The sequence below is a fragment of the Cyclobacterium lianum genome (assembly GCF_900143075.1).
Taxonomy (GTDB): Bacteria; Bacteroidota; Bacteroidia; order Cytophagales; family Cyclobacteriaceae; genus Cyclobacterium; species Cyclobacterium lianum.
The window spans coordinates 45,181-68,916 of the sequence record NZ_FRCY01000021.1 but is presented as its reverse complement, the minus strand read 5'-3'; the positions used below and the strand labels follow the sequence as shown (position 1 = coordinate 68,916).

Here is a 23,736-nt window from a genome sequence, read left to right as displayed (position 1 = left end):
CATTACATGCGCACAGAAAGAGGTCTCGAGCCCCACGAGGAGAATTCCGACGATAAAGTTTGCTGGCAGCAAATCAAGAATGATGAAAGTTCGGGATTGGAAACGCTATATGTAAAATATACCCAAGAACTTTTCAGGCTTGGTATGGCCATAAAAGCGGACAGAAATTTGGTGAAAGATTGTATTCAGGATGTATTTTTTACCATTTGGCGTTACAGGCATAGCATAAAGGGCAACGATAATGTTAAACTTTATCTGTTTAAATGTCTGAGCAACAAAATTCATAAGGAAATCGGAAAGGAAAAAAAGAAGTATAGCAATTTGACCCCGGAAATTGAAGAAAGGCTGTCTATAGATCCGGAAGTAGATTTGATGGGTGCGGTGACAAATCTGCAAAAAAGAAAGCATCTTCAAAGCGCCCTGGAATCTTTGCCGGGCAGGCAACAAGAAGTTTTGCACTTGCTGTATTATGAAAACCACTCCTATGAGGATATTTGTATCATCATGGGAATCAATGTTCAGTCTGCGTATTCCCTGGCCTGGAAGGCAATCGCTAATTTGAAAAAGCGATTGCTGTTGGTATTCCTGATTTTTTGTTGGTGTTAAGCGCCGGTGGGTCAAGGATGATCTGGGATCCTGGCGCCGGAGATCCGTATTCTCAGTGGCAAGGCATTTTTCTTAGCATTTTCTTTACTGCATTGAGGCAGAAATTCCATTTTAAATAAATAATATTTTTCGGATATATTGAAGTATTCGTAACATTAATTAGTAATTTTTAATTTATCTGTAAAAAAATAAATTTTTCTCCGGATTAAGGATAGATTTTATTGGCACCGGACTTATGTGGTCGAATTTGACTGATAATGAATATCTCCAATTATACCACAGAGGATTTTGTATTGGACCCTTCTTTCAAAAAATGGATCCTGCATCCCAACGCTGCATTGAATCTTTATTGGCAGGAAGCATTATTGGAATATCCCCATAAGCAGAAGGCTGCCAGGGATGCCAGAGCTATTATCCTGCGATTGGAAAGCAAAGAGCAGCCGGATTTGTCAGATCGCGAGATGTCGGGCTTATGGAAAGATATCGCGACCAAAATGTCAGAACCGGTGGCAGCGGAAAATGTGCAGGAAGAAGATAAGGTGATTCCTATTCATGCGGTGAGCACGCTGGAAAGTGTAGCCCGAAACCGGGGTTCTCGGAGATACCTCTTTGATGCATTTGGTATCAGGGTGGCGGGTATATTGGCCCTGGCCATAGGAATGGGGTTTTTATTCAGATGGATTTATTCCGAACCTGTTATTCCCCTAACAGATACTCCTGAGAGTGTTTACGTTGAACACAAGACTGTTCCGGGGGTAAAATCACATCTTACTTTAAGCGATGGATCGGTGGTTATTCTCAATTCCGGAAGTGAGTTAAGATACCTGAAAAATTTCGAAAAGAACAGGAGAGAGGTTTTTTTAGAGGGGGAGGCTTTCTTTAGTGTGGCCCGGGATTCCCTGAAACCTTTTTCGGTGAATTCCCGCGGTTCGACTACCACCGCTTTGGGCACAAGCTTTAATGTCAAGGCGTACGCCGGGGAAACTGTGAATATTTCCCTGTTGACAGGCAAAGTGGCCGTTGACATGAAAGAGGACGCGAACGAGGCCGTCACTTTACTTCCCGGTGAAGGCCTGGTGATCGATACCGAAAAGGAGCAATTGGCCAAGACCAGGTTTGATAAAGATTTGGTAATCGGCTGGACCAGGAAATGGATCATTTTTAAAGAAACGCCATTGATGGAAGCCATCCGGGTTCTGGAAAATTGGTATGGGGTCCAAATCTCTATTGAAAACAGGCCTCTCAACCAAGTATTGCTTTCGGGAAAATTTCAAGATGAGACCCTGGAAAATGTTCTGGAAGGATTGAAGTTTTCGGCGAGATTTGAATTCACAATTGATAGCGAGGATGTAAGAATCATTTTTAAAGACTAAGTAAAAGTTGCCTATGAAATAAACCCAATTGAAAAAGTAGGCCGGGAATGCGCCAACATCCCCGGCCAAATCAATCTCCGGAAAACTATCTGACGGAATTCCGGGGCATGTTTATCCAAAACCATTCACCATAGTTTTAAAACAAACAAAGTAAAGGTATGAAAAATCTTATACTATTACATGTCATACGCATGACCAAACTATTCACTTATGCGTTTCTGATTCAGCTTTTGTCGATGAGCGTTTTATTTGCCTCCAACGGCATTGCTCAGGTCAAAGATATTGAAGAAGTAATGATATCCGTCACCTTTGAGGAGGTAAGGATAGAAAGGGCGTTTTCGACCATTGAGAAAATGACCGGATTCAGTTTTGTGTATACCGATAAAGAATTAGAAGGCGTTCCGAAGGTGACCACAGATAGCCAGTCCCAAAGTTTGTATGACCTTTTATCAATAATTGGCCAGCAGACGGGATTGTATTTTAAGCAGATAAACCGGAATATTCATGTCCGGAAAACCGGGCAACAGGTTGGGCAGAACCCGGTCTCCGGAGAAGCAGAACTGGCTCCGATAGACGTTACCGGAACGGTGAAAGATGAAAATGGAGAGCCGTTACCCGGGGCCACGATTACCGTGGAAAATACCAGTACCGGTACTGTGTCAGATATTGATGGAAATTTTTCTATCAATGTGGAAGAGGGGGCTGTTTTGGTGATTTCCTTTATTGGTTATCAGCCCACAAGAATCACCGTTGGCAATCAGACACAGTATGATGTGCAATTGGAGCTGGACGATTCCGCTTTGGAAGAAGTGGTGGTGGTAGGCTATGGTACGGTGAAAAAAAGTGATCTGACCGGATCGGTTTCTCAGGTAAAATCAGAGGAGATCAATGCTTTTCCGACCACGAATGTAATGCAGGCACTTTCTGGCAGGGCTGCAGGTGTACAGGTGATTCAAAATAGCGGTGCCCCGGGATCGGGAATAAGTGTCAGAATAAGAGGTACCAATTCCATACAGGGAGGCAATGAACCCCTATATGTCATTGACGGTTTTCCGTTTTCTGGAAACCCCACCAATTTAAACAATTTTGATATTGAAAGTATCGAGGTACTAAAAGATGCCTCAGCTACTGCCATATATGGTTCCAGGGGTGCCAACGGTGTTGTTTTGATCACTACCAAGCAAGGCAAAGAAGGGACTTCCAAAGTGGACTTCGAAACCAGTTATAGTGTACAAAGTCTGAGAAAAAAACTGGACCTGATGAACGGCACTGAATATGCACGGTTGCAAAATATACAGGCTGCCAATGACAATATTCCACTGTACTTTACAGATCAGGAAATTGAAGGATTTGGGCAGGGATTTGATTGGCAGGACCTGATATTCCGGGACGCGCCCATTTTGTCCACGTCTCTAAATGTAAGTGGAGGCAATGCAAAAACCAAGTATGCCATTTCAGGCAGTTTTTTTGGGCAGGATGGGATCATAAAAGGTAGCGATTATGACCGGTTTTCGCTGAGGGCCAATATCAACCATACCATAAGCGACCGTATATCGATCAACTTTAACAATACACTCAGCCACCTGAAAACGGAGCGCCGGGACAGTGGAGGCGGACAGCGGGGCAATTCCATGATAGGAGCAGCCATATCAGCAGCACCCATCTCTCAACCTTATAATGAGGACGGTACCTACAATGTTTTGGGGAATGAATTTCCCTTTATTGCTCCGGATATCATCAATCCCTTAAATTTTATTAACGAACAGCTCAATGAAGTTAAGGCCAATGTAGTGCTATCCAACCTGGCCTTTACTTACAAACCATTACCGGAATTGACCTTAAAAATCTCAGGCGGTATTGAAAACAGAGATGACCGGACCGATAGCTATACAAGCAGGAATTTTTTCAATTCTGAGGGAAGCGCAAATATCAGTACCAGCCAATTCAGAAGTTTGCTAAGTGAAAATACCTTAAGTTATGATAAGACAATTGGCGCAGCACATCAGCTAAATGCGGTGGTGGGATTTACCTACCAGGATTTTACTACTACTTTTTTAAGCGCAGGGGGTGTTGGTTTCCTGAGCGATGCTTTCGAAACCCACAGCCTGGGAGCAGCGCAAAACCCGGGCATACCAAGTAGCGGGTATGCCCAATCCGTATTGCTGTCCTACCTGAGCAGGATAAATTATACCTATGATGAGCGGTTTCTTTTCACTTTTAGTTTTCGTTCGGATGGATCTTCCCGGTATAGTCCGGGTAACAAATGGGGCTATTTCCCCTCGGGGGCTTTCGCCTGGAGGCTATCCGAGGAGCCTTTCGTGTCAGAAAGTTCAATTCTTTCTGACCTAAAGCTGAGGACAAGCTGGGGGTTGACCGGTAGCCAGGCCATTTCACCCTATGCCACCCTAAACCAATTGAATCCAGGCAATACCATTTTTGAAAACATGCTTTTCAACACCTTTGCTCCTAGTACGGTGCTGCCAGGAGATCTGAAGTGGGAAACTACCGAGCAGATAGATATCGGATTGGATGTAGGATTTTTGAATGACCGTTTTATTTTCAATGCGGATTACTACATTAAAAACACCCGTGACCTCCTGAATACGGTACGCTTACCCAGTTCCCTGGGCTTTACCACCACCGTCCAGAATGTAGGCAAGGTCCAGAATAAAGGCATAGAGCTGAGCCTTGATGCAAAGGTAATGGATAGGGATTTTAAGTGGAATTTATTTGGTAATATGGCCTTTAACCGTAATAAGGTGGTCAGTCTGCACAACGGAGAAGACATCCTAGGCGCATTTGTAGGCGTGTTGGTAGTGGGTGACAATGTGACCATACTAAGGGAGGGTCGACCTATAGGACAGTTTTGGGGCTTTGAAGAAGATGGGTACGATGAAAATGGAAACATCCGGTTTGTGGACAGAGACGATAATGGGATCATTAATGAAGGAGATAAGACCTACATCGGGGATCCAAACCCGGATTTTATCTATGGTCTTAATTCCAGTATGAATTATAAGAATTTTGAGTTTAGCTTTTTCATTCAGGGGTCCCATGGGAATGATATATTCAATGTGAGTTCGATTCCAAGCACTTTGGATTTCGGACAGGGAATGAACATGCCCAAAGAGGTATTGTACGACCATTGGACTCCTGAAAATACAACTGCCAAATACCCCAGAATCAGCCGGAACACGGCAGTGAGGGTTTCAGATAGGTTTGTTGAGGATGGTTCTTACCTCCGGTTTAGAAATATACAGCTTGCCTATAATTTTCCGTCCGGTAAATTGGTCAACAAATCCCTGAATAGTGCACAGGTTTATATCAGTGCACAGAATTTCATCACGCTTACCGGGTATTCCTGGTGGGATCCGGAGGTAAACTCCAGGGGAGCTGGTACCCAATTGGGTATAGACCATTACAGTTATCCCATACCAAAAACCCTCACTATGGGCCTGAGGCTTGGGTTTTAGGTAGCGATTGCTGTAAACTAATCATCATTTAAATTCGATAATAACCATGAAAAATCTGAATATAGCACACGTATTATTGCTGCCTGTCCTATTGACCCTGGCGGCATGTGAGGATTTGTTGATCGAGCAGCCGAAAACTGTAGCTGTTGAAAACTTCTACAATACCGCCGAAGAGGTAGAAACTGCAGTAAATGCAATTTACAGTCCGCTCAGGTCAACAAGGGCTGAACAAATTGCCATATTGGATGCGCACACCGATTGGGGATATGGTAGAGGAAGCAGGGCCCAATACAATGATTTTGCTGGATTAAATGCAACCAATATCAATACAGCGGGCTCGAGGTGGAATTCGTTCTACCAAGCCATCCGAAACGCCAACCTGGTGATCGCTAATGCGCCAGATGGTACTGACATTAGTGAGGAAGACCTCAATTACTATTTGGCAGAAGCTAAATTTTTAAGAGCGCTGGCTTATTTCGATTTGGTAAGAAACTGGGGAGGGGTACCTCTCCGGACCGAAGAAAATATGCAGCAAATCGATCTTCCCAGGAGTACCGTTCAGGAGGTTTACGATTTGATATTGGAGGATTTGGGCTTTGCAGAGAGCCATTTACTTCCAACAGCAAAGCACATTGGCCGGCCTACAGTTTATGCAGCCAAAACTTTGATGGCGGATGTGCACCTCTTCCTGGAAAATTATCAACTGGCCATGGAAAAAAGTAGCGAGGTAATCGCTTCTGACGAATTTGCTTTGGTAGAAATCAATTCGGTGGAAGACATCCGTCAGGATATTTTTGGCCCGGAGTTGATTTCTACAACGGAAGAGATTTTTTATCTCAAGTATGCAAGAGAACTTGGGCAGGGAAACTTTATGCTATGGATTTTGAACCATCCCAGCACGGGTTTATTCAATTTTGGCGGAGCTTATGCACACTACAGTGACGCTACCAATCCTTTTTATATGGAATGGGATGAGGGGGATATCCGGAAGGCGCTGTGGGATCAGATCGATTTTGGATTAGGCCCAAACACCCTGGTCAGCAGTAAATATGTGGATAACGCAGCCATAAGCCGCAATGATGCTGGCAATGACCTTCCCATTTACAGGTATGCTGAAGTGTTGCTGATATTTGCAGAGGCTTCTGTCAGAAATCAGGGCGCAGTCAGCGAGCCGGCCCTTGCTGCATTGAATCAGGTGAAACGACGGGCTTACGGAAACCCAATATTTGAAGCTTCCGCAATTGATTACCAATTCGCCCCGTCGGACGTCGAACCTTTCCTGGACGCTGTATTGCAGGAAAGGGCTTATGAATTTCAGTTTGAAGGAAAACGATGGCTGGATTTGAAAAGAACGGGTAAAGCTCAGGAAATGGTCATGAAAAATAAGGGACTGCAAATTGCAGAAGCCCATTACCTGTGGCCAATCCCCTTACAGGAGGTCAATTTCAATGGAGCTATAGATCCTTCCACCGATCAAAATCCGGGATATTAAATTGTAAAGCAAACCTAAACTTGCCGGCCATTTGGCCGGCAGCTTTGTTCGTTCAAACCAAATGAAAATGAAAAGAAGAGAAATGATTGCCAGAATGGGGGCCCTATCCGTGGGGCTGACTGCTCCACAGCTCTCAAAAGGTGAAAGGCTGGCATCGCCATATCGCGTTCAAAAACAGAAAATTGAAACAGATATTTTAATAGTTGGCGGAGGAACTGCCGGTGTCGTGGCCGCCATACAGGCAGGTAGGGCAGGGGCCAAAACCACCCTGATAGAAAGCGGCAGTCAGTTGGGAGGGACCACCACCACCGGTGGGGTATCCTTTCCCGGGATATTCCATGCCTGGGGGAAGCAAATCATCGGAGGCATAGGTTGGGAGCTGGTGCTGGAAGCCGTTGAGTTAAATGATGATATCCTGCCCAACTTTTCCATTATTCCTAATAACGATACCATTCGTCATTGGAGACACCAGGTAACCGTCAACAAATCCCTTTATGCGCTGCTGGCAGAAGAAAAGTGCAGGGAGGCCGGAGTGGCTATACACTATTATGAAACGCCGACTTCCATTAAGCAGAATAAAGGAAAATGGACTGTGGAAACCGTGGGAAAGGGAATTGCCAATGAAATTAGCTGTAACCAGATCATCGACTGCAGCGGTAATGCGGCCGCAGCTTCCATTGCCGGATTTCCCCTTCTCAGAGAGGCGGATACCCAACCGGGATCCTTCATTTTCCGGATCGGGGGTTATGATTTCGAATCCCTCGATCTTTCCCAAATACCAAAGGAATACCATAGCAGGCTCAGGCAAAATATGCTCATCAACGAAGATGTGAAAGTAGAATCATCAGTTAATAATTTCCCTCCTACTGTGCCCTATAATTATGTCTATGTGCCCGGTGCTGATTCTTCAACAGCCGAATTGCATACCAAAGCCAATATCGAAGGCAGAGCTTCCTTGTTGGAATTGATCAGAACGTTAAGGAAATTTCCCGGTTGCGAGAAATTAAAATTAATGGATGCACAGACCGAAACAGCAGTAAGGGAAACTTTCAGGATCGACGGACTTTATAAAATAAGTCATGAGGATTATGTCTCAGGAAGGGTTTTTGACGACTCTTTGTCTTATTCCTTTTATCCGATTGATTTGCATAGGGATGGTGAATCCATTTATCAGGAGTTTCTGAAAGAAGATGTGGTCGCTACCATCCCGCTTAGGGCACTGATACCGAAGGGCAGCCAAAATTTTCTGGTAGCAGGACGTTGTCTCAGTAGCGATCGACTCGCCAATTCTGCTTTGAGGGTACAGGCATCTTGTATGGGCATGGGCCAGGCAGCTGCTGCAGCGGCAGTATTGGCTATCAAACACAAGGTAACGCCAGCGCAGGTCCCCCTGGATGAGTTGAAAGCATTGCTGAAGGAGCATGGGGGAATTGTGCCGGAAGTATAGTGAAAAGATAAAAATTGGATGGTCAGTTGGTTAAAATGTGTATTGCCCGGGCTTTATCTGGTCCTGTTTTTTTATGGAGAAACCGAGGATATCAGGTATTTTCAGCCTGCTACCATATCCATTGCGGATTCTTCCAGTCTGGTCAGCATACCCATCAATGATTCCTTATACCGGCAGGAAATGCCTCGAAAGGGCGGAGCTGCCGGTATTCCTGTAAATTATTATCTGGAGCTTCATACCGGCGTGTGTTTCGATAACAAATGCCGGCCGCTGAAAATCAGGCTGTACTGGAACATTACCGGAAGATACCTGGGATTTGAGCTCTCTGATGGAGAGTACCTGAGCAAGCAGGATCATGAGCCTTTTGTTGCCGGCGAATACGAGCAACTGCACGAGCTTTTGGCTGATCCGTTTCTTCCGTTGGGCAATTATGCGTTTGAGGATCTGGTGGGTCATTCGGCATCCGACCATGCTTCGGTAGACGGCTTGTCGGGTGCCACAGCAAAGGATGTACTGGCTTATGTCGTACCAGGAGCGGCTTATACCACCCATAAGCTTTATCAAATCGTGCACGGACCCGTTCAGGAGCAAGTAACAGCACTTACAGAAAGCGGCCTGGATCCACATCTGTTTACAGAAATTCTTCAAAGTACTGATCAATCGGACAGAACCTGGGCCCTCGAACGCCTTGGCTTACTTCGAGAGCTAAATGATCTGGTGATTGATGGATTGGTCGGAGTATTGCTTGAGGATGAATATTTCCAGTCCTACCTTTTGTTGAAATCCATTACAATAGAACAGCTGGGATCGGATGAACTGCAACTTCGGATTTTCGAGCTTATCGGTAAGGTAGACGCGGGCATAGAAAACCTGATTTTTGATCGATTGGCTGAAGCAGCCCATTTAAATCCGGCGGTAGTGGATCATTCAATGGAGAACCTTAGCCAGGTAAATGGTCCGCAGCTGGTAAAGCTACTGAAGTTATATTCAGCACATAGCATCCATTCAGCCAGATTAAATGAAGCACTGGGCAGAATGATACCCCATGAAAACGGTTTTGTGGAGCGTCAGGTGCTACAGTTTCTGGAGAAACATGACAGCATTCCTGATCAATAAAGGGATCCCTGTTGCAAAGGGGAGACCGTTGGCTTTTTCTATTGTGGGAGTTAAATCGCATACAGCTCCACCAATATAAGTAAAATCCTGTTGGTCCAAATGGTTTAGAATTTTGCTTTTATTAACTGGTGAAAATACGATACTTTATCGTATATTCGTAAAAATTTAAAAGTATGAAAGTTACAGCCATTATTCCTGACGAATTGATAGCGGAAGCCATGGAATTATCCAAGGCAGATACAATCACAGAAACGGTAAAAATCGCTTTAATTGCTTACATCAGAACCCAAAAAATCAAGCAACTGGGAGCCACGGTTTTGAATGAACCATTGGCGTTTAGGTACGCTTCGAAGGAATTACGGGACTTGAATCGCGAATGAGAGGTGTTGTGTTCGATACTTCCATCTGGATTGAATACCTGAAGGGAAATCCCAAATACTTTAATGTTTGCCAGGAACTTCTTGAGAATGGCAGGGTGTTCGGCCTTGAGCTTATTTTTGCAGAACTGTTGCAAGGTGCAAAAAGCAAAAGAGAGGTGAATGTTATCCTGGAGTATGCATCTTTGGTTCCCACTTTGGATGAACCTTTTTTGGTGATGGAATCTGGTTTTCTTTCTTATCATTCTGGCTTGGTTCATCATGGAGTAGGAATAATCGATGCGGTAATTTTTAATGCAGTACAGAAAAACGAACTCCAACTCTGGACGTTGGATAAAAAACTGAAGCAAGTTGTGGGATATGAATTTTTGTTTTAAACCTAAAACCAACCTCAATCAATCTCCTTCCTTCAATCTCCCTCAATCTCTTCCCATCAATCTCCTTCAATCTCTAATGAAGCTGTACGAATTATACCCCTTTTCTAACTGGTCATTTGGCAACAGGCAAGAAGGCCCAAGCCCTAAAAAAAACCCTTATTTGATTTTCTCTGATTTTTTATCCAAATTAAAATTGTGGAAGCCAATCCAATTTCTTTTTTTCACCCCAAGGAGCTGCATAACAATACGAGTTTCCTGACCATGACAGCTTATGTGCTCAATGGTTTGATGGTGTATTTGAACTGGCCCCACTGGGTAGGATACCTGTCATTACTTATTTTGACTGTTAATATCATCCTGATAGGCATACTGTTTTATCAGGTATTGAATAACGAAGAAGAAAAAAAAATGCGCAGGAACTGGTTGTTTGCTATTTTAAGGACAGTTATAAACCTGGTGCTCTTGTTTTTGGTGCTTTACCATATTGAATTAATCTGATTTTTGTTGATGATGAAAAATCCCTACCAAGTTTTGCCTTGTATTATTTTTCTACTTGTATTAAACATAGTTTGGGTACGAGCCCAGGACTCTCAACCACCCAATATCCTGATGATCTCTGTGGACGACCTGAACGATTTTGTCGGTGGAATGGGTCACCCGGATGCTATCACTCCTAATTTGGACAGATTAATCTCCAGGGGGGTATTGTTTGCCAATGCCCAATGTCAGGCTCCCATGTGCAGTCCGTCAAGAACGGCGATTATGACTGGTTTGAGACCCTCTACCACAGGTATATATGGGTTTATTGATGACAATAAAATCAAAGAAACCAACGAGTCCACCCAGCAGGTCACCCTCCTTCACCAGTATTTCAAGGATGCCGGATACCACACCATGGGTGTAGGGAAAATTTTTCATAACCACGCTCCTGATGGTTTACTGGACGAAAGCGGCGGTAGGGAAAGCGGCTTCGGACCCAAGCCGGCACAAAGCTTCCACTGGGACAAAAGGGGCACTTCTACTGATTGGGGTGCCTTTCCGGAGCGGGATGAGCAGATGCCGGATTACCGATCGGCCAAATGGGCCATTGAAAGGATTCAAAAAGAATATGATCAGCCCTTTTTCCTCTCCATCGGTTTTCTTCGCCCTCATGTGCCATGGCATGTACCTCAAAAATGGTTTGATCTTTACGATACGGCAAAAATTCATTATCCGGCCTATCTGGAAAATGACCGGGAAGACCTGCCACAGATTGCCCTTGAAATTGATGATTTACCCATGATGCCTACGACGGAATGGGCCATAGAAAACAGGCAATGGAAAAATATCCTGCATGCCTACCTGGCCTGTGTTTCCTTTGTGGATCATTATATAGGGGAGGTGCTGACAGCCCTGGAAGAAAGTCCCCATGCAGAAAACACCATTGTGGTGCTTTGGTCAGATCACGGCTACCGGCTGGGAGAAAAGGGCACCTTTGCCAAAGTGGCGCTCTGGAACAGGGCCACCATTTCTCCCCTGATCTTTGCCGGGCCTGGCATCCCCAAAAACCAGCGTGTTGACGCTCCGGTGGAATTGTTTTCCATTTACCCCACCCTCACGGATTTGGCCAGGCTCCCTAATCCACAGCATATTGAAGCCAAAAGCATCTTAACCTTGCTGAAAAACCCCAGGAGTAAATGGACCACCCCTGCCATCGCCACATGGGCCCGGAATAACCATGCGGTTGTCAGCCAGGACTATCGCTATATTCGCTATGAGGATGGTTCAGAAGAATTGTATGACCTGAAAGCAGACCCTAATGAGTGGTACAATGTAGCCGGGGAGGAAAAATACGCCCCCGTCAAATCGGAGTTGGCGCAGCACCTGCCAAAAATCAATGTAAAATGGGCAGCAGATTCCCGCTATGACAACAATGATTATTTTCGACAACAGAAAAAGGAGCAAAGTGAATAGAGGATTTAGTAGTTGATAAATGACCTCCCTCAATCTCCTTCAATCTCCCATCAATCTCCTTCAATCTTTTTCCCAATCAACCCAGATCAATCCTGTTTTTATTTTGCCATTTACTGGATTTAAGGTGTCATTTAAATTAACTTGGATTTTAATTTTGAATAGCTGCCCAATAAACCCGAGTCTTATGTACCAAATCATTTGCTTGCTTCGTAATTTTGATAAACGATCGAATTGGGTATATTTGATTCGCCTGGTGTTCTTTCTGAATTTATTTTTATTCCTTAAATCCGAGATTCGGGCGCAGTCATCCGATAAGATCCCTGTTTTAATTGTGGATGGGTTCAGCAACCACGACTGGCAACAAACGTCAGCCGTCACCCAATGGATTCTGGAAAAAAGCGGTTTGTTTAAAGTTGATATAAGCACAGTTCCTGAAGACAGTCTGACGATGCAGTCCTGGCAGCCAGTATTCGACCAATATGCTGTGGTCATTCAAAATACCAATAATATCCATAATTCAACTTTAAGGTGGCCCAAAGATGCCGAAAGGGCATTGGAAGAATACGTGGCCAGGGGAGGCGGATTGTATATCCTTCATTCGGCCAACAACGCATTTGCTCATTGGGAAGCTTATAATGAAATGATAGGGCTAGGCTGGAGGCCTCAAACGGTAGGTACGGCATTGGAAATTGACCCAAAGGGACATATAAAACAATATCCCCCAGGTGAGGGGAAAGGTACCGGGCATGGTGAGCGTTTTAATGCCCTTATTCAGATTTTAAACCGCCACCCGATCAATCTGGGTTATCCCGATGCCTGGCAGACGGTGAATACCGAAGTTTACTACTTTCCACGAGGGGATGCAAAAAATATTGAGGTGTTATCTTATGCTAATGATAGCACAAGTACCCAACAAAACTGGCCGGTAGAATGGGTGGTTGAGTACGGAAAAGGCAGGGTTTATAATTCATCACTGGGGCACCTTTGGGAAGGGGAGGTCTATCCTCCGGCTTACCGCTGTGCGGGTTACCAAACCACTGTGGTCCGGGTCACCGAATGGCTGGCCACAGGCAAAGTGGATTTTCCGGTTCCACCTGATTTTCCTACGGCTGGTTCACCAAGCTTAAGAAACCCTACAATGGAATGGAAATAGAAAGCCATAAGCACTTAAAAATCAAACCGAATAAAATGAAGAACCTGTTTGTTTGCCTGATCAGCCTGCTATTGTGTGGCGGCATCAATGCGCAAGATTTCGAAAAGCAGCCCGCTGCCAATTTTGACCAGGAAAGAACCGGAATTCCCAGGGGAAAAATAGACACCATTCATTATGACTCAAAAGCGGTAGATACAGTCAGGCGGGCCTTCGTCTATTTGCCCCCTGGATATTCGGAGGCAAATAACTATCCCGTCCTGTACCTGTTGCATGGCATAGGTGGAGATGAAGAAGAGTGGTTGAGGGGCGGGACTCCTCATGTTATTCTGGACAACCTTTATGCGGATGGAAAGCTGGAGCCAATGATCGTAGTTCTTCCCAATGGCCGGGCCATGAAAGATGATCGTGCCGGAGGAAATGTGATGGAGCCTGAAAAAGTTGCCGCATTTGCCACCTTTGAGAAGGATCTTTTGAATGACCTTATTCCATTCATTGAAACCAATTACCGGGTGATAAAGGATAGAGAAAGCAGGGCTTTAGCCGGCCTTTCCATGGGCGGAGGGCAATCTCTGAATTTTGGTTTGGGTAATCTCGACAGCTTCGCCTGGGTGGGCGCGTTTTCTGCAGCACCTAATACCAAAGCACCTGAAGCATTGATTCCAGATCCTCAGGCGGCAAAGGATCTTTTAAAAGTTTTGTGGCTATCCTGTGGAGATGAAGACCGGCTGTTACGTTTCAGCGAGCGCACGCACGAGTACCTGGACAGGCATAATATTCCGCACATCTACTATATCGAACCGGGCGGCCATGATTTTAAGGTGTGGAAAAGCGGACTCTACCAGTTCTCTCAATTGCTCTTTAAACCTGTGAGCCCCAAACTCTTTGGAAGTTACATATTGTAGGATAATGCTTTGGCTCACTCCCTTCAATTCTGATTCTTATTTAATCCAACGTCTGAGTTGCCTGGCCGCGCCGCTCTGTAAGAAAAAGCCTGAAAAGGCAGCTTGTAGCTAGCCATTATCAGCCTAAGACTCAGCCTTACGCCATCCCACCTGCCTCCAATCTCCTTCAATCTCCCTCAACCCTTCCCTCTATACCAGTCTCATCGGATTCACCAATGGTTTCCCAAATTCCGGAATCTGTATTTCGAATCGATCCCCGTCCTGCACTTCTATCCCATCGGCAAAACTTGCCACTGCTGTGCCATAATAGTGTACATGCACATCACCGGGCTGTCTGAAAAGCTCGTATTTGAAATGGTGGTGTTCCAGATTGGCAATGTTATGGCTCATATTGGCATTTCCGGTAAGGAATTCTTTTTGCCAAACCACCTGGTCTCCTCTTTTTATGCTGCTCATGCCCTGCAGGTGATCCGGGAGCTCGCTGATCAGCATTTCCGGCCCGTAGGCACTCGGGCGCAGCTTGGAATGAGCCAGGTAAAGGTAATTGATTTTCTCCATCTTATGATCTGAAAATTCATTCCCAATAGCAAAGCCCATGCGAAAAGGTTGTCCTGTCGGATCTATGATATACAGGCCTGCCAGCTCAGGTTCTTCCCCGCCATCCAGGGCAAAGGCAGGTGAGAGCAGTGGATGCCCCGTAGGAACCACACAAAGCCCGTTGCCTTTATAAAACCACTCCGGCTGAACACCAGGCATCTCGCCGTGCATTTTGCCCCCATCCAGGCCCATCTGAAACATTTTCATCGAGTCAGTTAATTCTTCGGAGTCAGTGCTGGCTAGCTTTTGGTGCATTTTGTCCCGGGAGGCAGCCGAACCCAAATGGGTTAGTCCGGTTCCAGTGATCCAGGAACGATAGGGATCTGGATGCGCCAGGGGGAGCAGGATTTGATTATTGGAAATAAGCGCCTCATAATTCACCCTTTCATTGCCTGCACGCTCTTCGACGAGTTTAACAAGCGAATTTCCGGTTTCAAAGGCCATCCGGCCCAATTCATAGGTACTTTTGATATCTTGTAGCAAACGGAGATGCTCCCCTTCCACCAGGCCTACCTGCGTGCTGCTGTCCTTATTTTTGAATTGTACGATTCTCAAGGGTATTTGAATTTAGGTTTACAGAAGGGAAAAGTTAGCATGGTCAGCCGTAAAAGACAAGGAATAAATCGCATTTACATGCATATTTGACGCTTCATTTCGAAAGCAATCTAAAGGATACAACAGAGAATAATTTTCAGGCTACCTGTACAATCTCCCTCAATCTCCTTCAATCTCTTTCAATCTCCTTCAATCTTCCTCAACCTCCTTCCCCGCTCAACCCCGTCAAATAAGCCGTGAGATGTGCCAGATCTTCCTCGTTCATGTCCAGTTGACCGGGATCGGGCATAATACTCGTGTTGAACCTTTTTCTGGAAGCGATGTCTTCAGCAGGAATATTGTACACTTCATTTTGCATGCCTTCCAACACCACTATGGGTCCATCTGCCTGAAGGAAGCCTGCTGCCACAGTCCCATCTTTCAGCGTGATCAACCACATTTCATATCCAAATGCAACTCCTGCACTGGGATTGATGATGGCGTCGAGCAGCCCTTGCTGGTCCAGCTTGGCGCCAATCATGCCCAGGTCCGGACCAATGTTCCGGCCTTCCTCTCCAATGCGGTGGCAGGTAGCACATTTACCCTGATAGACGAGTTTACCTTTTTGTGGGTCTCCTTCCAGATTGCTAATGCGATCAGGAGAAAGCACCGCGTCATGTGAGGCATACTCAAAATAGTCACCAGCAAGGACCTGAATCGCTTGCTCCGGATTGTCAAAAATGGAGGGTCCTATTGCATCCATCAATTCCGGCCACAGGGCTTCCCTTTCGGCCAGCGCCAGCAGCATGTATCCGCCGGTCCTGTCTTTGGCCATTGCATTTGCAGCGGTGATTTTTTGCTCCATGGACGCATTCTTGTCTTCCAGTACCGATTTGTGAGCGAGCATTTCCTGCTGAATTTCAGGACTTAGATTGGCTTCCAATTCCGGGATCTCCATTTCAAAACCATTCCAATCGTTATTTCGTCTGTACCTAAGCCACCACAAAGCCTGGTCCTTAACATCCGTAATTTCTGATGCAGCGATTTCCTGCATGGCACTGACGGCTTCCTGATCATTGATAAAGCCCAGTGCGGTTACCGCCTTTTGTCGTTGTGCAGCGGAGAGTTGATTTGCCATGGCCCGTGCTTTCAATCCAGCGATGGACTGTCTGGGATGGAGGCGCCATAGCAGATCGGCATATCCAGGCTTCCAATCCAGAGGATCAGATCCAAGCTCCCTTTCTAGCGCAGGATAAATATCTTCTTCCTTTCCGTCCATAGCCAATCCCAGGGCTTCCACATAATAGCGGTCTGCGCCGTCGTGATGAGAGGCCAATTGAATCAAGGTTTCTTCTACCGCTTCCAGAGGCATATCCCTCAGGGCCACTGCTACCTCACGTCTGACTTTCGGCGAGGGATCTGCACTTAATTCCCTCGCATGCGGTAAGATATCAGATTTAACCTGACGCAAAGCCCTGAATGCAGTCAACCGCAAATCAGGATTGTCAGCATCGAGTTGCTTTTCAACTTCTGAGATGCCGGCCGTACCCATTTGAGACATAAGCCAGATTGCCCGGGCCTGGTGGTAGGGGTTTTCATCTTTCAAAATAGCTTTCACTTCCTCCAATGCCTCGCTTCCTTGTGCTGCCAGTAATGCAAAGCCGGCATTTCGAACATTGACAGCCGGGTTCAATAACGCGGCAATTTGTCCGCTCTTGGTAGAGAGGTCGATTTCAGGTTTTGGAAGGTTTTTACCCTTAGGTGTGATGCGGTATATGCGGCCATAACCGGTACTGTCAATCATCCTATGGCCCCCAACCATACCGTCATACCAATCAGCCACATAGATGGCACCATCTGTTCCCACCAGTACATCGCTGGGACGGAACCATTTTGTCTTATCCGCATCCGTGGCCCGGCTTTTTGCCGATTCCACTTCCTCCTCTTGCAAGGAGGTGATCAGGTTGTGTCGGTTCAGCTCGAATCCGGCTCCTTTGGGTTCTGGTTTATAGACCAGAATGACATTTCTTCCGGCCTCGCCAGCCATCAGTGTACCCCTGTATTTTTCGCCCAGCAGATCACTTTCATAAAAGGTGACGCCAGTAGGGGAGCCTGCACCTGTGCTGTCTCCAAGGGGAATGACGCCGGGGTCTTCCTGGTGCCAGTGGGCAGTCACGGTAGCTTGGCCGGGACGTCGATCGGCCTGCCATTTCCTGGATCCATCGGTATTGAAATAGCCCATATTACCACCTTCCATCAACCAGGAAACACGAACGCCCTTGTTGCCATCATCATCGTTGTCATTCTGCCACATATTGCCATAGGAGTCCAGAGCCAGTTCGTAGGAATTTCGGAAATTATGGCCCAGCACCTTCATGCCTGTGCCATCCGGGTTAATTCGCAAGGCGATCCCTCCCACCCACATTTTGCCATCATCACTCACCATTCCCGGTTCGTTGTCTTTCATATGGGGAGAACCACCATTATACAAACTCCCTGAGCGTAGCGTCCAGCCACTTTTATCAGTGACGATGTGTGGACCGGCATTTCCTGCATTGAAATAATATTTGCCGTCCGGTCCGGCTACTACTGCGTGCAATCCATGGTCATGATCCAGGCCTCCAAATCCGGTTAAAAACACCTCTTTGTTATCTGGTTTGTCATCACCGTTTTCGTCGGTATAGATGATGACAGACGGGCCACTAGAAACGATTACCTTATTGCCGATCACGGAAATACCCAGAGGTGCGGTCAAATCCTCGTCCTGTACAAACACCTTGGAGGATTCGGCTACCCCATCGCCGTCCGCATCTTCCAATATCATCACCCGGTCTCCTGCTGCGTGGTTTTTAAATTTTTCGGGATCATTCCGGAATAAACGGTAATTGAGTGCCTCTGTCACCCATATTCTTCCTTTTGCATCCACATCCATATTGGTAGGATTAAAAAACTGGGGTGATTCCGCCCATAAAGTGGCTTGCAGATCTTCAGGCAGATACAGTCCGGTGCTGTCGTCATAATATTTTTCACCCAAAGAAAAAGGTTGCCGGGGGGCTTCCTGCTGACAACCACTACTGAAAAGGCATATAAATAGGATCAATGATCCAGCGAGGGCAATTGATTGCTTTGAATCACCTGTCTTTAAGATTGAATTTGGCATTTTTGGGCAAAATTTAATGGATAAATTACTGGTGTAAAGACATCTTTTATTCCAGAGGTAAGGCTAAAAGTAGAAAAAAAAGTCGTCAAAGGAAAGTCCTACCTGGTCTCTTGACAAGATTATTGTTTCCTGGGAAATAAATGATAATTGATACCGAGGGAAAGCCCCGCTAGCTGGTACCGGTGTCTTTCACCACCAATCGGCTGGATAGCATACCAATAGTCACCATTTAAATAAGCGGACAGTCGTTTTGACAACCTGTAGTAAAATCCCATACCAAACTGGGAATAAGACAGTTGCCATTTTTGCTGGTCTGTAGCGGTAGCAAATGAGGGAGAGGAGGAAACTCCGGGCCGACTGTATAAGAAGTCCTGATTACCGAGGTGCTGAACAACAAGTCCGGAATGAATCGCCAAACCAAAATTACCGAAAATCTTCTGTTGGTACCGGAGAGTCAGCGGAATAAAAAGCTGTCTGTTTTCTATTCTGATATGATCAACGACATAGTTGACTTCGGACCAATCGGGAAAATGAAGCAATTTTTGCGTAGGGTACCCTTCTCCCACGGTAATATAACTTGACGTACCAGCACCCGTTATTCCGGTATTAAAAGACCATTTTTGATTCAGCTCCAGGGCAATACCTATTCCCGGAGCACGCCAGGAAAATAATTCTTCCGAAAAGGGCAGTCGCGTGGTGCTGAAACCATCCACAGGATATAGCCAATTCATTTGCGGGCCTATGGATAGGTCCCAATGGGCTGATTCTTTTATTTCAAATAAGTTGCCGGTTCCCTTGACGGAAGCGGAGGCTTGGTCTAAGCTCTTTTCCTCGATTCCCAATAAGTGTTGGATCAGTTTCAGGTCAGCATAATGGTTTCGAGCTTTATATTCGGAATGTGTAGTCTCGTAATACTTTTTAAAGACCAGCCCATTTGGAAATACTGCATCGGGGGCCTTCGCTTCTACAGCCTGGATATTAGTGCGGGAATTTGCAACTGATGCTTTCCCATCTGGGACAATATTTATGGCTGACCTTGTCCTTTTGTCAAAGGAGGCTTGAATCGATGCTGGTCGATCGCTTTCCGGATTATCATCCAGGCTATCCAAAGCAGATGGGTTCGATGGAGCTGGAATTTCCGAAGACCGTAAGGCTGCTGATCCCTCACTGTTAATTTTTCGTACCGCATCACCAGGGTTTTCGATGAGGGTGGAGGAATACAACAGGTACATGCCGATTGCCAGTATCCCTGCGATAGTAGTGAGACCCCACCAGGATTTCCACCAATAACTGTTTTGCAGATGAGGAGCAAAATCATCCCAGGCAGCCTCGGTAAATACGGGGTGCCATGCCTCCAGTTTTTCCTTGATCAGGCGATCTGTTTTATTCTTTTCCATATACCTGTTCTGTTGAAGTGGATATTTTGTTTAACGCCTGCTGAAGTCTCAGCCTTGCCTTGGAGAGGTTTGATTTGGAAGTACCCATGGAAATTCCAAGTATTCCGGCGATCTCCTTGTGGCTGAATTCCTCTACCACATGTAAGGTGAATACCATCCGGTAAGCCGGGGGAAGGTCTTGTACCAATTGGAGAATATCCTCTGAATGCATCTGAGCCAGTGTATGGTTCATATCAGGTCTGTCGGGAACCTGTTCGATACCTGTATGGCTTTCGGTGTATTTTTTGTTTTTCCTGTAATGGTCAATGGCCGTATTGATCATGATCCGCCGGATCCAGCCGGCAAAGGATAAGTCCGGAGAATAGCGTTTGATTTGGGTGAACACCTTCAGAAAACCATCATTGAGAATTTCCTTGGCTTCTTCAGGGCCTGAGGAAAAGCGTGCGCAAATTCCCATGGCATAGGAATACGTTTGTTTGAACAGTGCATACTGGGCCTTTGTCTGACCCCGGCAACATTGGTCAATGAGTTTTTTTAACTTAGGAGATTCGTGCAGATGCATATGTATTTACATCACGGGTAAAAGGGCAAGGGGGGTTGCCTGCCAATAGAAAAATTTTTAGTTATCGTAAAAATTTCAAAAAAAGGCAATTACATTTCAACTGTGTTAGGGCGAAAATTTAATTATTGAAGGGCCAAAAATAGTTGCTTTGATTTTAAAAAATTAAAATAAATGATTAATATCCCGATCATTCACCAAAAATAACTTTAACTCATGACAAACCGCCGGGAATTTTTAAAGAAGACCACAATCAGCTCTGCTGGAATAAGTATGGGCGGTCTTGGATTCAGTGCAAAGAGTTATGCCTCCATTATGGGTGCTAATGACCGCATCAACCTGGCTCAGATCGGTATCCGTAACCAAGGTACGGTGCATATCAACAATTATTGCAGTCTCAAAGATAGTCATAACCTGACCATAAGAGTTCTTTGCGATGCCGATGAAGCCCTTTTCAATGAAAAATCCAAGCTGGTAGAAGAGAAAACCGGCGCCCGGCCCCAATTGGAATGGGACCTGAGGAGAGTGCTGGAAGACAAAGAAATCGATGCAGTCTCCATGGCAACACCCAATCATTGGCATGCGCTGGCTACAGTTTGGGCCTGTGAGGCAGGAAAGCATGTTTATGTGGAAAAGCCAGCATCTCATACCCTATGGGAAGGTAGAAAAATGGTGGAGGCAGCCCAAAAGTCGGGCCTGACCGTACAGGTGGGTTTGACCAATCGTGCATATACTAATGTTAGGGATGCGGTACAATTTCTGCATGAAGGGGGAATAGGGAAATTGTACATGGCTCGCGCCCTTACTTACAAGCTGCGCAACTCTTACGGTACGGCGAAAGACAGCATGCCTCCGGATTCCTTACATTATGATCTTTGGCTGGGTCCGGCCCCTTACCGACCCTACAACGAGAAGCGAAGTCATTACAACTGGCATTGGTTCTGGGATACGGGCAATGGTGATTCGGGTAATACCGGCACACACCAACTGGACATCGCACGCTGGGGATTGCAGAAGTACGAGCATCCCGAAACGGTATACTCCAGTGGAGGTATTTTTGGTTTTGACAAGGATAAATGTAATCCAGGTGATTGCACTCCCGGTACCTTTGTCTATGGCGATGTAAAGACCTATGGGCACGACCAGTCCATGCAGGAAACCCCAAATGTACAAACCGCAATTTTTAATTATGCCGATGGCACCATGCTGGAATATGAAGCCAGGGGCAGGTATACCAATCAGGAGGGGAGTGATGGCAGGGAAGTAGGTAACCTGTTTTACGGCACTGAAGGCTGGCTGGAAATTGCAGGTACGGAATGGAGGGCATTTCATCATCGCGATACCAAGCCATTTGCGAGTTCCGGCGAAAAACCTTCCGGATCTGAAGCGACGCTCTTTTCCAACTTCCTGGACGCCATTCGTTCCGGAGATCAAAATCAGCTCCAATGCAACATGCAAGAGGGTTTTTATTCCTCAGCTTTGCCGCTGCTGGCCAATATATCCTACCTGGTCAGGCGGGAATTGAGGTTTATGGGGGATAGTGAAAATTTTGCCAATGATTCTGAAGCAGACAGTTACCTGTCAAAAGTTTACAGAGAACCCTATTCATTTAATAGTTAGCCCCAATTATTTTGTCATGTACTGGACTGGGTCGGTCTGTCGCAAATACCGTTGGTGCACTGGCTGCCTCATCACAGGAAAGAAGGTAGTTTATAAAAGATCACACGTTTCGCTGGTATTTATTGATAAAGAAAAAAAAGAGACTGTAAACAAGAGTTTCCGGTGATATTATTTTGTTCTGCTGACTTTTTTCCAATAAGAGGGAGAGCTTCAAAAAATAAGTATCAGGAATCAAATGTATAACAATGCCTGGTATATGCGATTTAAATAACAATTAAGGTCTGGTCTTGCAAAATTTTTTACTATTATTGAAAACTAAACCCAAACAAACCCAAATTGACCATACCTCATTCCCATATTGATGATAGCGCGCTTGCTGAAAGTAAGGAATATTGGAGGCGAATTCAGCTGGACGACAAAACGGGCTTGAAGGGGCTTTACGATTTATTTGTCAGCGAAATGATGGTTTTTGGGCTTTCGATTGTTCCGGATCGAAATCTGGTCAAAGATTGTATTCAGGAACTTTTTATCGAGATTTGGCGGTACAGGAGAAACGGAACATCCGTTAAAAATGTAAAAGTCTATGTTTTTAAAGCCCTTTCCAATAAAATCAAAAAGGAAATAGGTAGGGAAAAAAAACGAAATGCCAAAGATCAGGAACTGGGTGCAAATGCGCTCTATTTTCAGAATGACGCTGAGGCTGGGGTCATTCATATTCATCAGGAAGAAGCCAACAACTCCAGATTATCAGCAGCACTTTCCAAGCTTCCTCCCAGACAAATGGAAGTAATCCGCTACGTGTTTTTCGATAACCTTCCCAATGAACAGGTTGCCAGGCTGATGGGGATCAATGTGCAATCCGTATATACACTGAGCTGGAAGGCCATCTGCAATTTAAAAAAACTGTACCTCCTCCTTATCTCACTTTATTTTTCTTTGTAATGGGAAATCGGGATAATTAAATAATAAATCCGTCATCTGTAGAACTAACTTCTTTTAAAAGTAGAAATCAGGATGACGAGGTTTTTTTTGAACATAATGAATTTCGATTATTTGGGAAACTCGTCATCGCGAGATTTAACATTTTAAAAAACGCTGGAATCAGGATGACGATTGGTATTTTGCAATAAACGGGATATAAGGTTATTGTTGGTTTTATCAGGATTAGATCTAAACATCATCTGGTAAGCCTCTTATTCTCTGTACTTTTTCCCCCGATTCGCTTCGCTGCTCGGGGCAGGCTTTGATGAAAAAGTACCAAAAAATCAAGACAAAAAAATCCTTCCTCCCACAAGCCTCCTGCGCACCCCGGTTTTTTGTCGGGCCTGCGCTCTTTGCGTAGTTAAATTTATCTCTTCTTAAATTTAACAGATTTTTTAGGGTTTCTTCTTTATAAAAAATTACTGATTCAATTATGTCACCGGTAGGCTAAGCATTTAGAAAATACACCAATCAGGATGATAGTGTTGATTCTTTAATACATTGATTTACAATTTTTTAATATACTCGTCATCGGTAGCCCCGCGAAGCAATCTGAACCAGAGAGTGAACCAAAGTCCATCGAAAAAAACAGGAAGACCGGAAATTCGCCTGTGTATTC

General features: G+C 45.3%; 18 protein-coding genes. 14 read left to right on the top strand and 4 right to left on the bottom strand.

Features of this window, described 5'->3' with window-relative positions:
• The first annotated feature begins 6 nt into the window (after positions 1–6).
• The 12 genes from BUB19_RS22330 (at position 7) to BUB19_RS22275 (ending at position 14,269) form a co-directional block, all read left to right on the top strand.
• Positions 7–606 (top strand): RNA polymerase sigma factor, encoded by a 600-nt coding sequence (locus BUB19_RS22330; RefSeq protein ID WP_073097911.1) that lies wholly within the window; start codon positions 7–9, stop codon positions 604–606.
• 257 nt (positions 607–863) lie between these two features.
• Positions 864–1,979, top strand: coding sequence for a FecR family protein (locus tag BUB19_RS22325; RefSeq protein WP_073097909.1), 1,116 nt, complete (start codon positions 864–866; stop codon positions 1,977–1,979).
• A 158-nt stretch (positions 1,980–2,137) separates the two neighbouring features.
• Entirely contained in the window at positions 2,138–5,452 is a 3,315-nt protein-coding gene (locus BUB19_RS22320; protein ID WP_073097906.1) for a SusC/RagA family TonB-linked outer membrane protein, read from the top strand.
• Positions 5,453–5,498: 46 nt separating this feature from the next.
• Positions 5,499–6,944 carry a RagB/SusD family nutrient uptake outer membrane protein gene (locus BUB19_RS22315; protein ID WP_073097903.1) on the top strand — a complete coding sequence of 482 codons (1,446 nt, stop codon included), beginning with the start codon at positions 5,499–5,501 and terminating at the stop codon, positions 6,942–6,944.
• A gap of 67 nt (positions 6,945–7,011) precedes the next feature.
• The gene (locus BUB19_RS22310; protein ID WP_073097977.1) at positions 7,012–8,391 is read left to right on the top strand and encodes an FAD-dependent oxidoreductase; all 1,380 of its coding nucleotides are present in this window, start codon (positions 7,012–7,014) and stop codon (positions 8,389–8,391) included.
• Positions 8,392–8,409: 18 nt separating this feature from the next.
• Positions 8,410–9,507, top strand: a complete 1,098-nt coding sequence (locus BUB19_RS22305) for a hypothetical protein (protein WP_073097901.1) — start codon at positions 8,410–8,412, stop codon at positions 9,505–9,507.
• A gap of 173 nt (positions 9,508–9,680) precedes the next feature.
• On the top strand, positions 9,681–9,887 hold the full coding sequence (locus BUB19_RS22300; protein WP_073097900.1) for a type II toxin-antitoxin system VapB family antitoxin: 207 nt from the start codon (positions 9,681–9,683) through the stop codon (positions 9,885–9,887).
• On the top strand, positions 9,884–10,261 hold the full coding sequence (locus tag BUB19_RS22295) for a PIN domain-containing protein (RefSeq protein ID WP_073097898.1): 378 nt from the start codon (positions 9,884–9,886) through the stop codon (positions 10,259–10,261). Before BUB19_RS22300 ends, BUB19_RS22295 begins: the two co-directional genes overlap by 4 nt.
• Positions 10,262–10,456: 195 nt before the next feature.
• Positions 10,457–10,759: a hypothetical protein gene (locus BUB19_RS22290; RefSeq protein ID WP_073097896.1), complete on the top strand. Its 303-nt coding sequence runs from the start codon at positions 10,457–10,459 to the stop codon at positions 10,757–10,759.
• Positions 10,760–10,870: 111 nt separating this feature from the next.
• A complete protein-coding gene (locus tag BUB19_RS22285; RefSeq protein WP_245802929.1) occupies positions 10,871–12,214 on the top strand; it encodes a sulfatase in 1,344 nt (447 codons plus the stop codon).
• Positions 12,215–12,398: 184 nt separating this feature from the next.
• Positions 12,399–13,367, top strand: a complete 969-nt coding sequence (locus tag BUB19_RS22280) for a ThuA domain-containing protein (RefSeq protein WP_073097894.1) — start codon at positions 12,399–12,401, stop codon at positions 13,365–13,367.
• Between the two features lie 35 nt (positions 13,368–13,402).
• Positions 13,403–14,269 carry an alpha/beta hydrolase gene (locus BUB19_RS22275; RefSeq protein ID WP_073097973.1) on the top strand — a complete coding sequence of 289 codons (867 nt, stop codon included), beginning with the start codon at positions 13,403–13,405 and terminating at the stop codon, positions 14,267–14,269.
• A gap of 189 nt (positions 14,270–14,458) precedes the next feature.
• Here BUB19_RS22275 and araD1 read toward each other — a convergent pair whose 3' ends face one another.
• From araD1 to BUB19_RS22255, 4 genes are all read right to left on the bottom strand, one after another.
• Entirely contained in the window at positions 14,459–15,421 is a 963-nt protein-coding gene (gene araD1, locus BUB19_RS22270; protein ID WP_073097892.1) for an AraD1 family protein, read from the bottom strand.
• A gap of 199 nt (positions 15,422–15,620) precedes the next feature.
• A complete protein-coding gene (locus tag BUB19_RS22265) occupies positions 15,621–18,560 on the bottom strand; it encodes a PVC-type heme-binding CxxCH protein (protein WP_073097890.1) in 2,940 nt (979 codons plus the stop codon).
• Positions 18,561–18,679: 119 nt separating this feature from the next.
• Positions 18,680–19,957 (bottom strand): hypothetical protein, encoded by a 1,278-nt coding sequence (locus BUB19_RS22260; RefSeq protein WP_073097888.1) that lies wholly within the window; start codon positions 19,955–19,957, stop codon positions 18,680–18,682.
• On the bottom strand, positions 19,944–20,519 hold the full coding sequence (locus BUB19_RS22255) for an RNA polymerase sigma factor (protein WP_073097886.1): 576 nt from the start codon (positions 20,517–20,519) through the stop codon (positions 19,944–19,946). The genes BUB19_RS22260 and BUB19_RS22255 overlap by 14 nt, the downstream gene beginning before the upstream one ends.
• Before the next feature lie 213 nt (positions 20,520–20,732).
• Between BUB19_RS22255 and BUB19_RS22250 the strand changes: the two genes are divergently transcribed.
• Positions 20,733–22,136: a Gfo/Idh/MocA family protein gene (locus BUB19_RS22250; protein WP_073097884.1), complete on the top strand. Its 1,404-nt coding sequence runs from the start codon at positions 20,733–20,735 to the stop codon at positions 22,134–22,136.
• 336 nt (positions 22,137–22,472) lie between these two features.
• On the top strand, positions 22,473–23,078 hold the full coding sequence (locus tag BUB19_RS22245) for an RNA polymerase sigma factor (protein ID WP_084097566.1): 606 nt from the start codon (positions 22,473–22,475) through the stop codon (positions 23,076–23,078).
• The last annotated feature ends 658 nt before the right edge of the window (positions 23,079–23,736 follow it).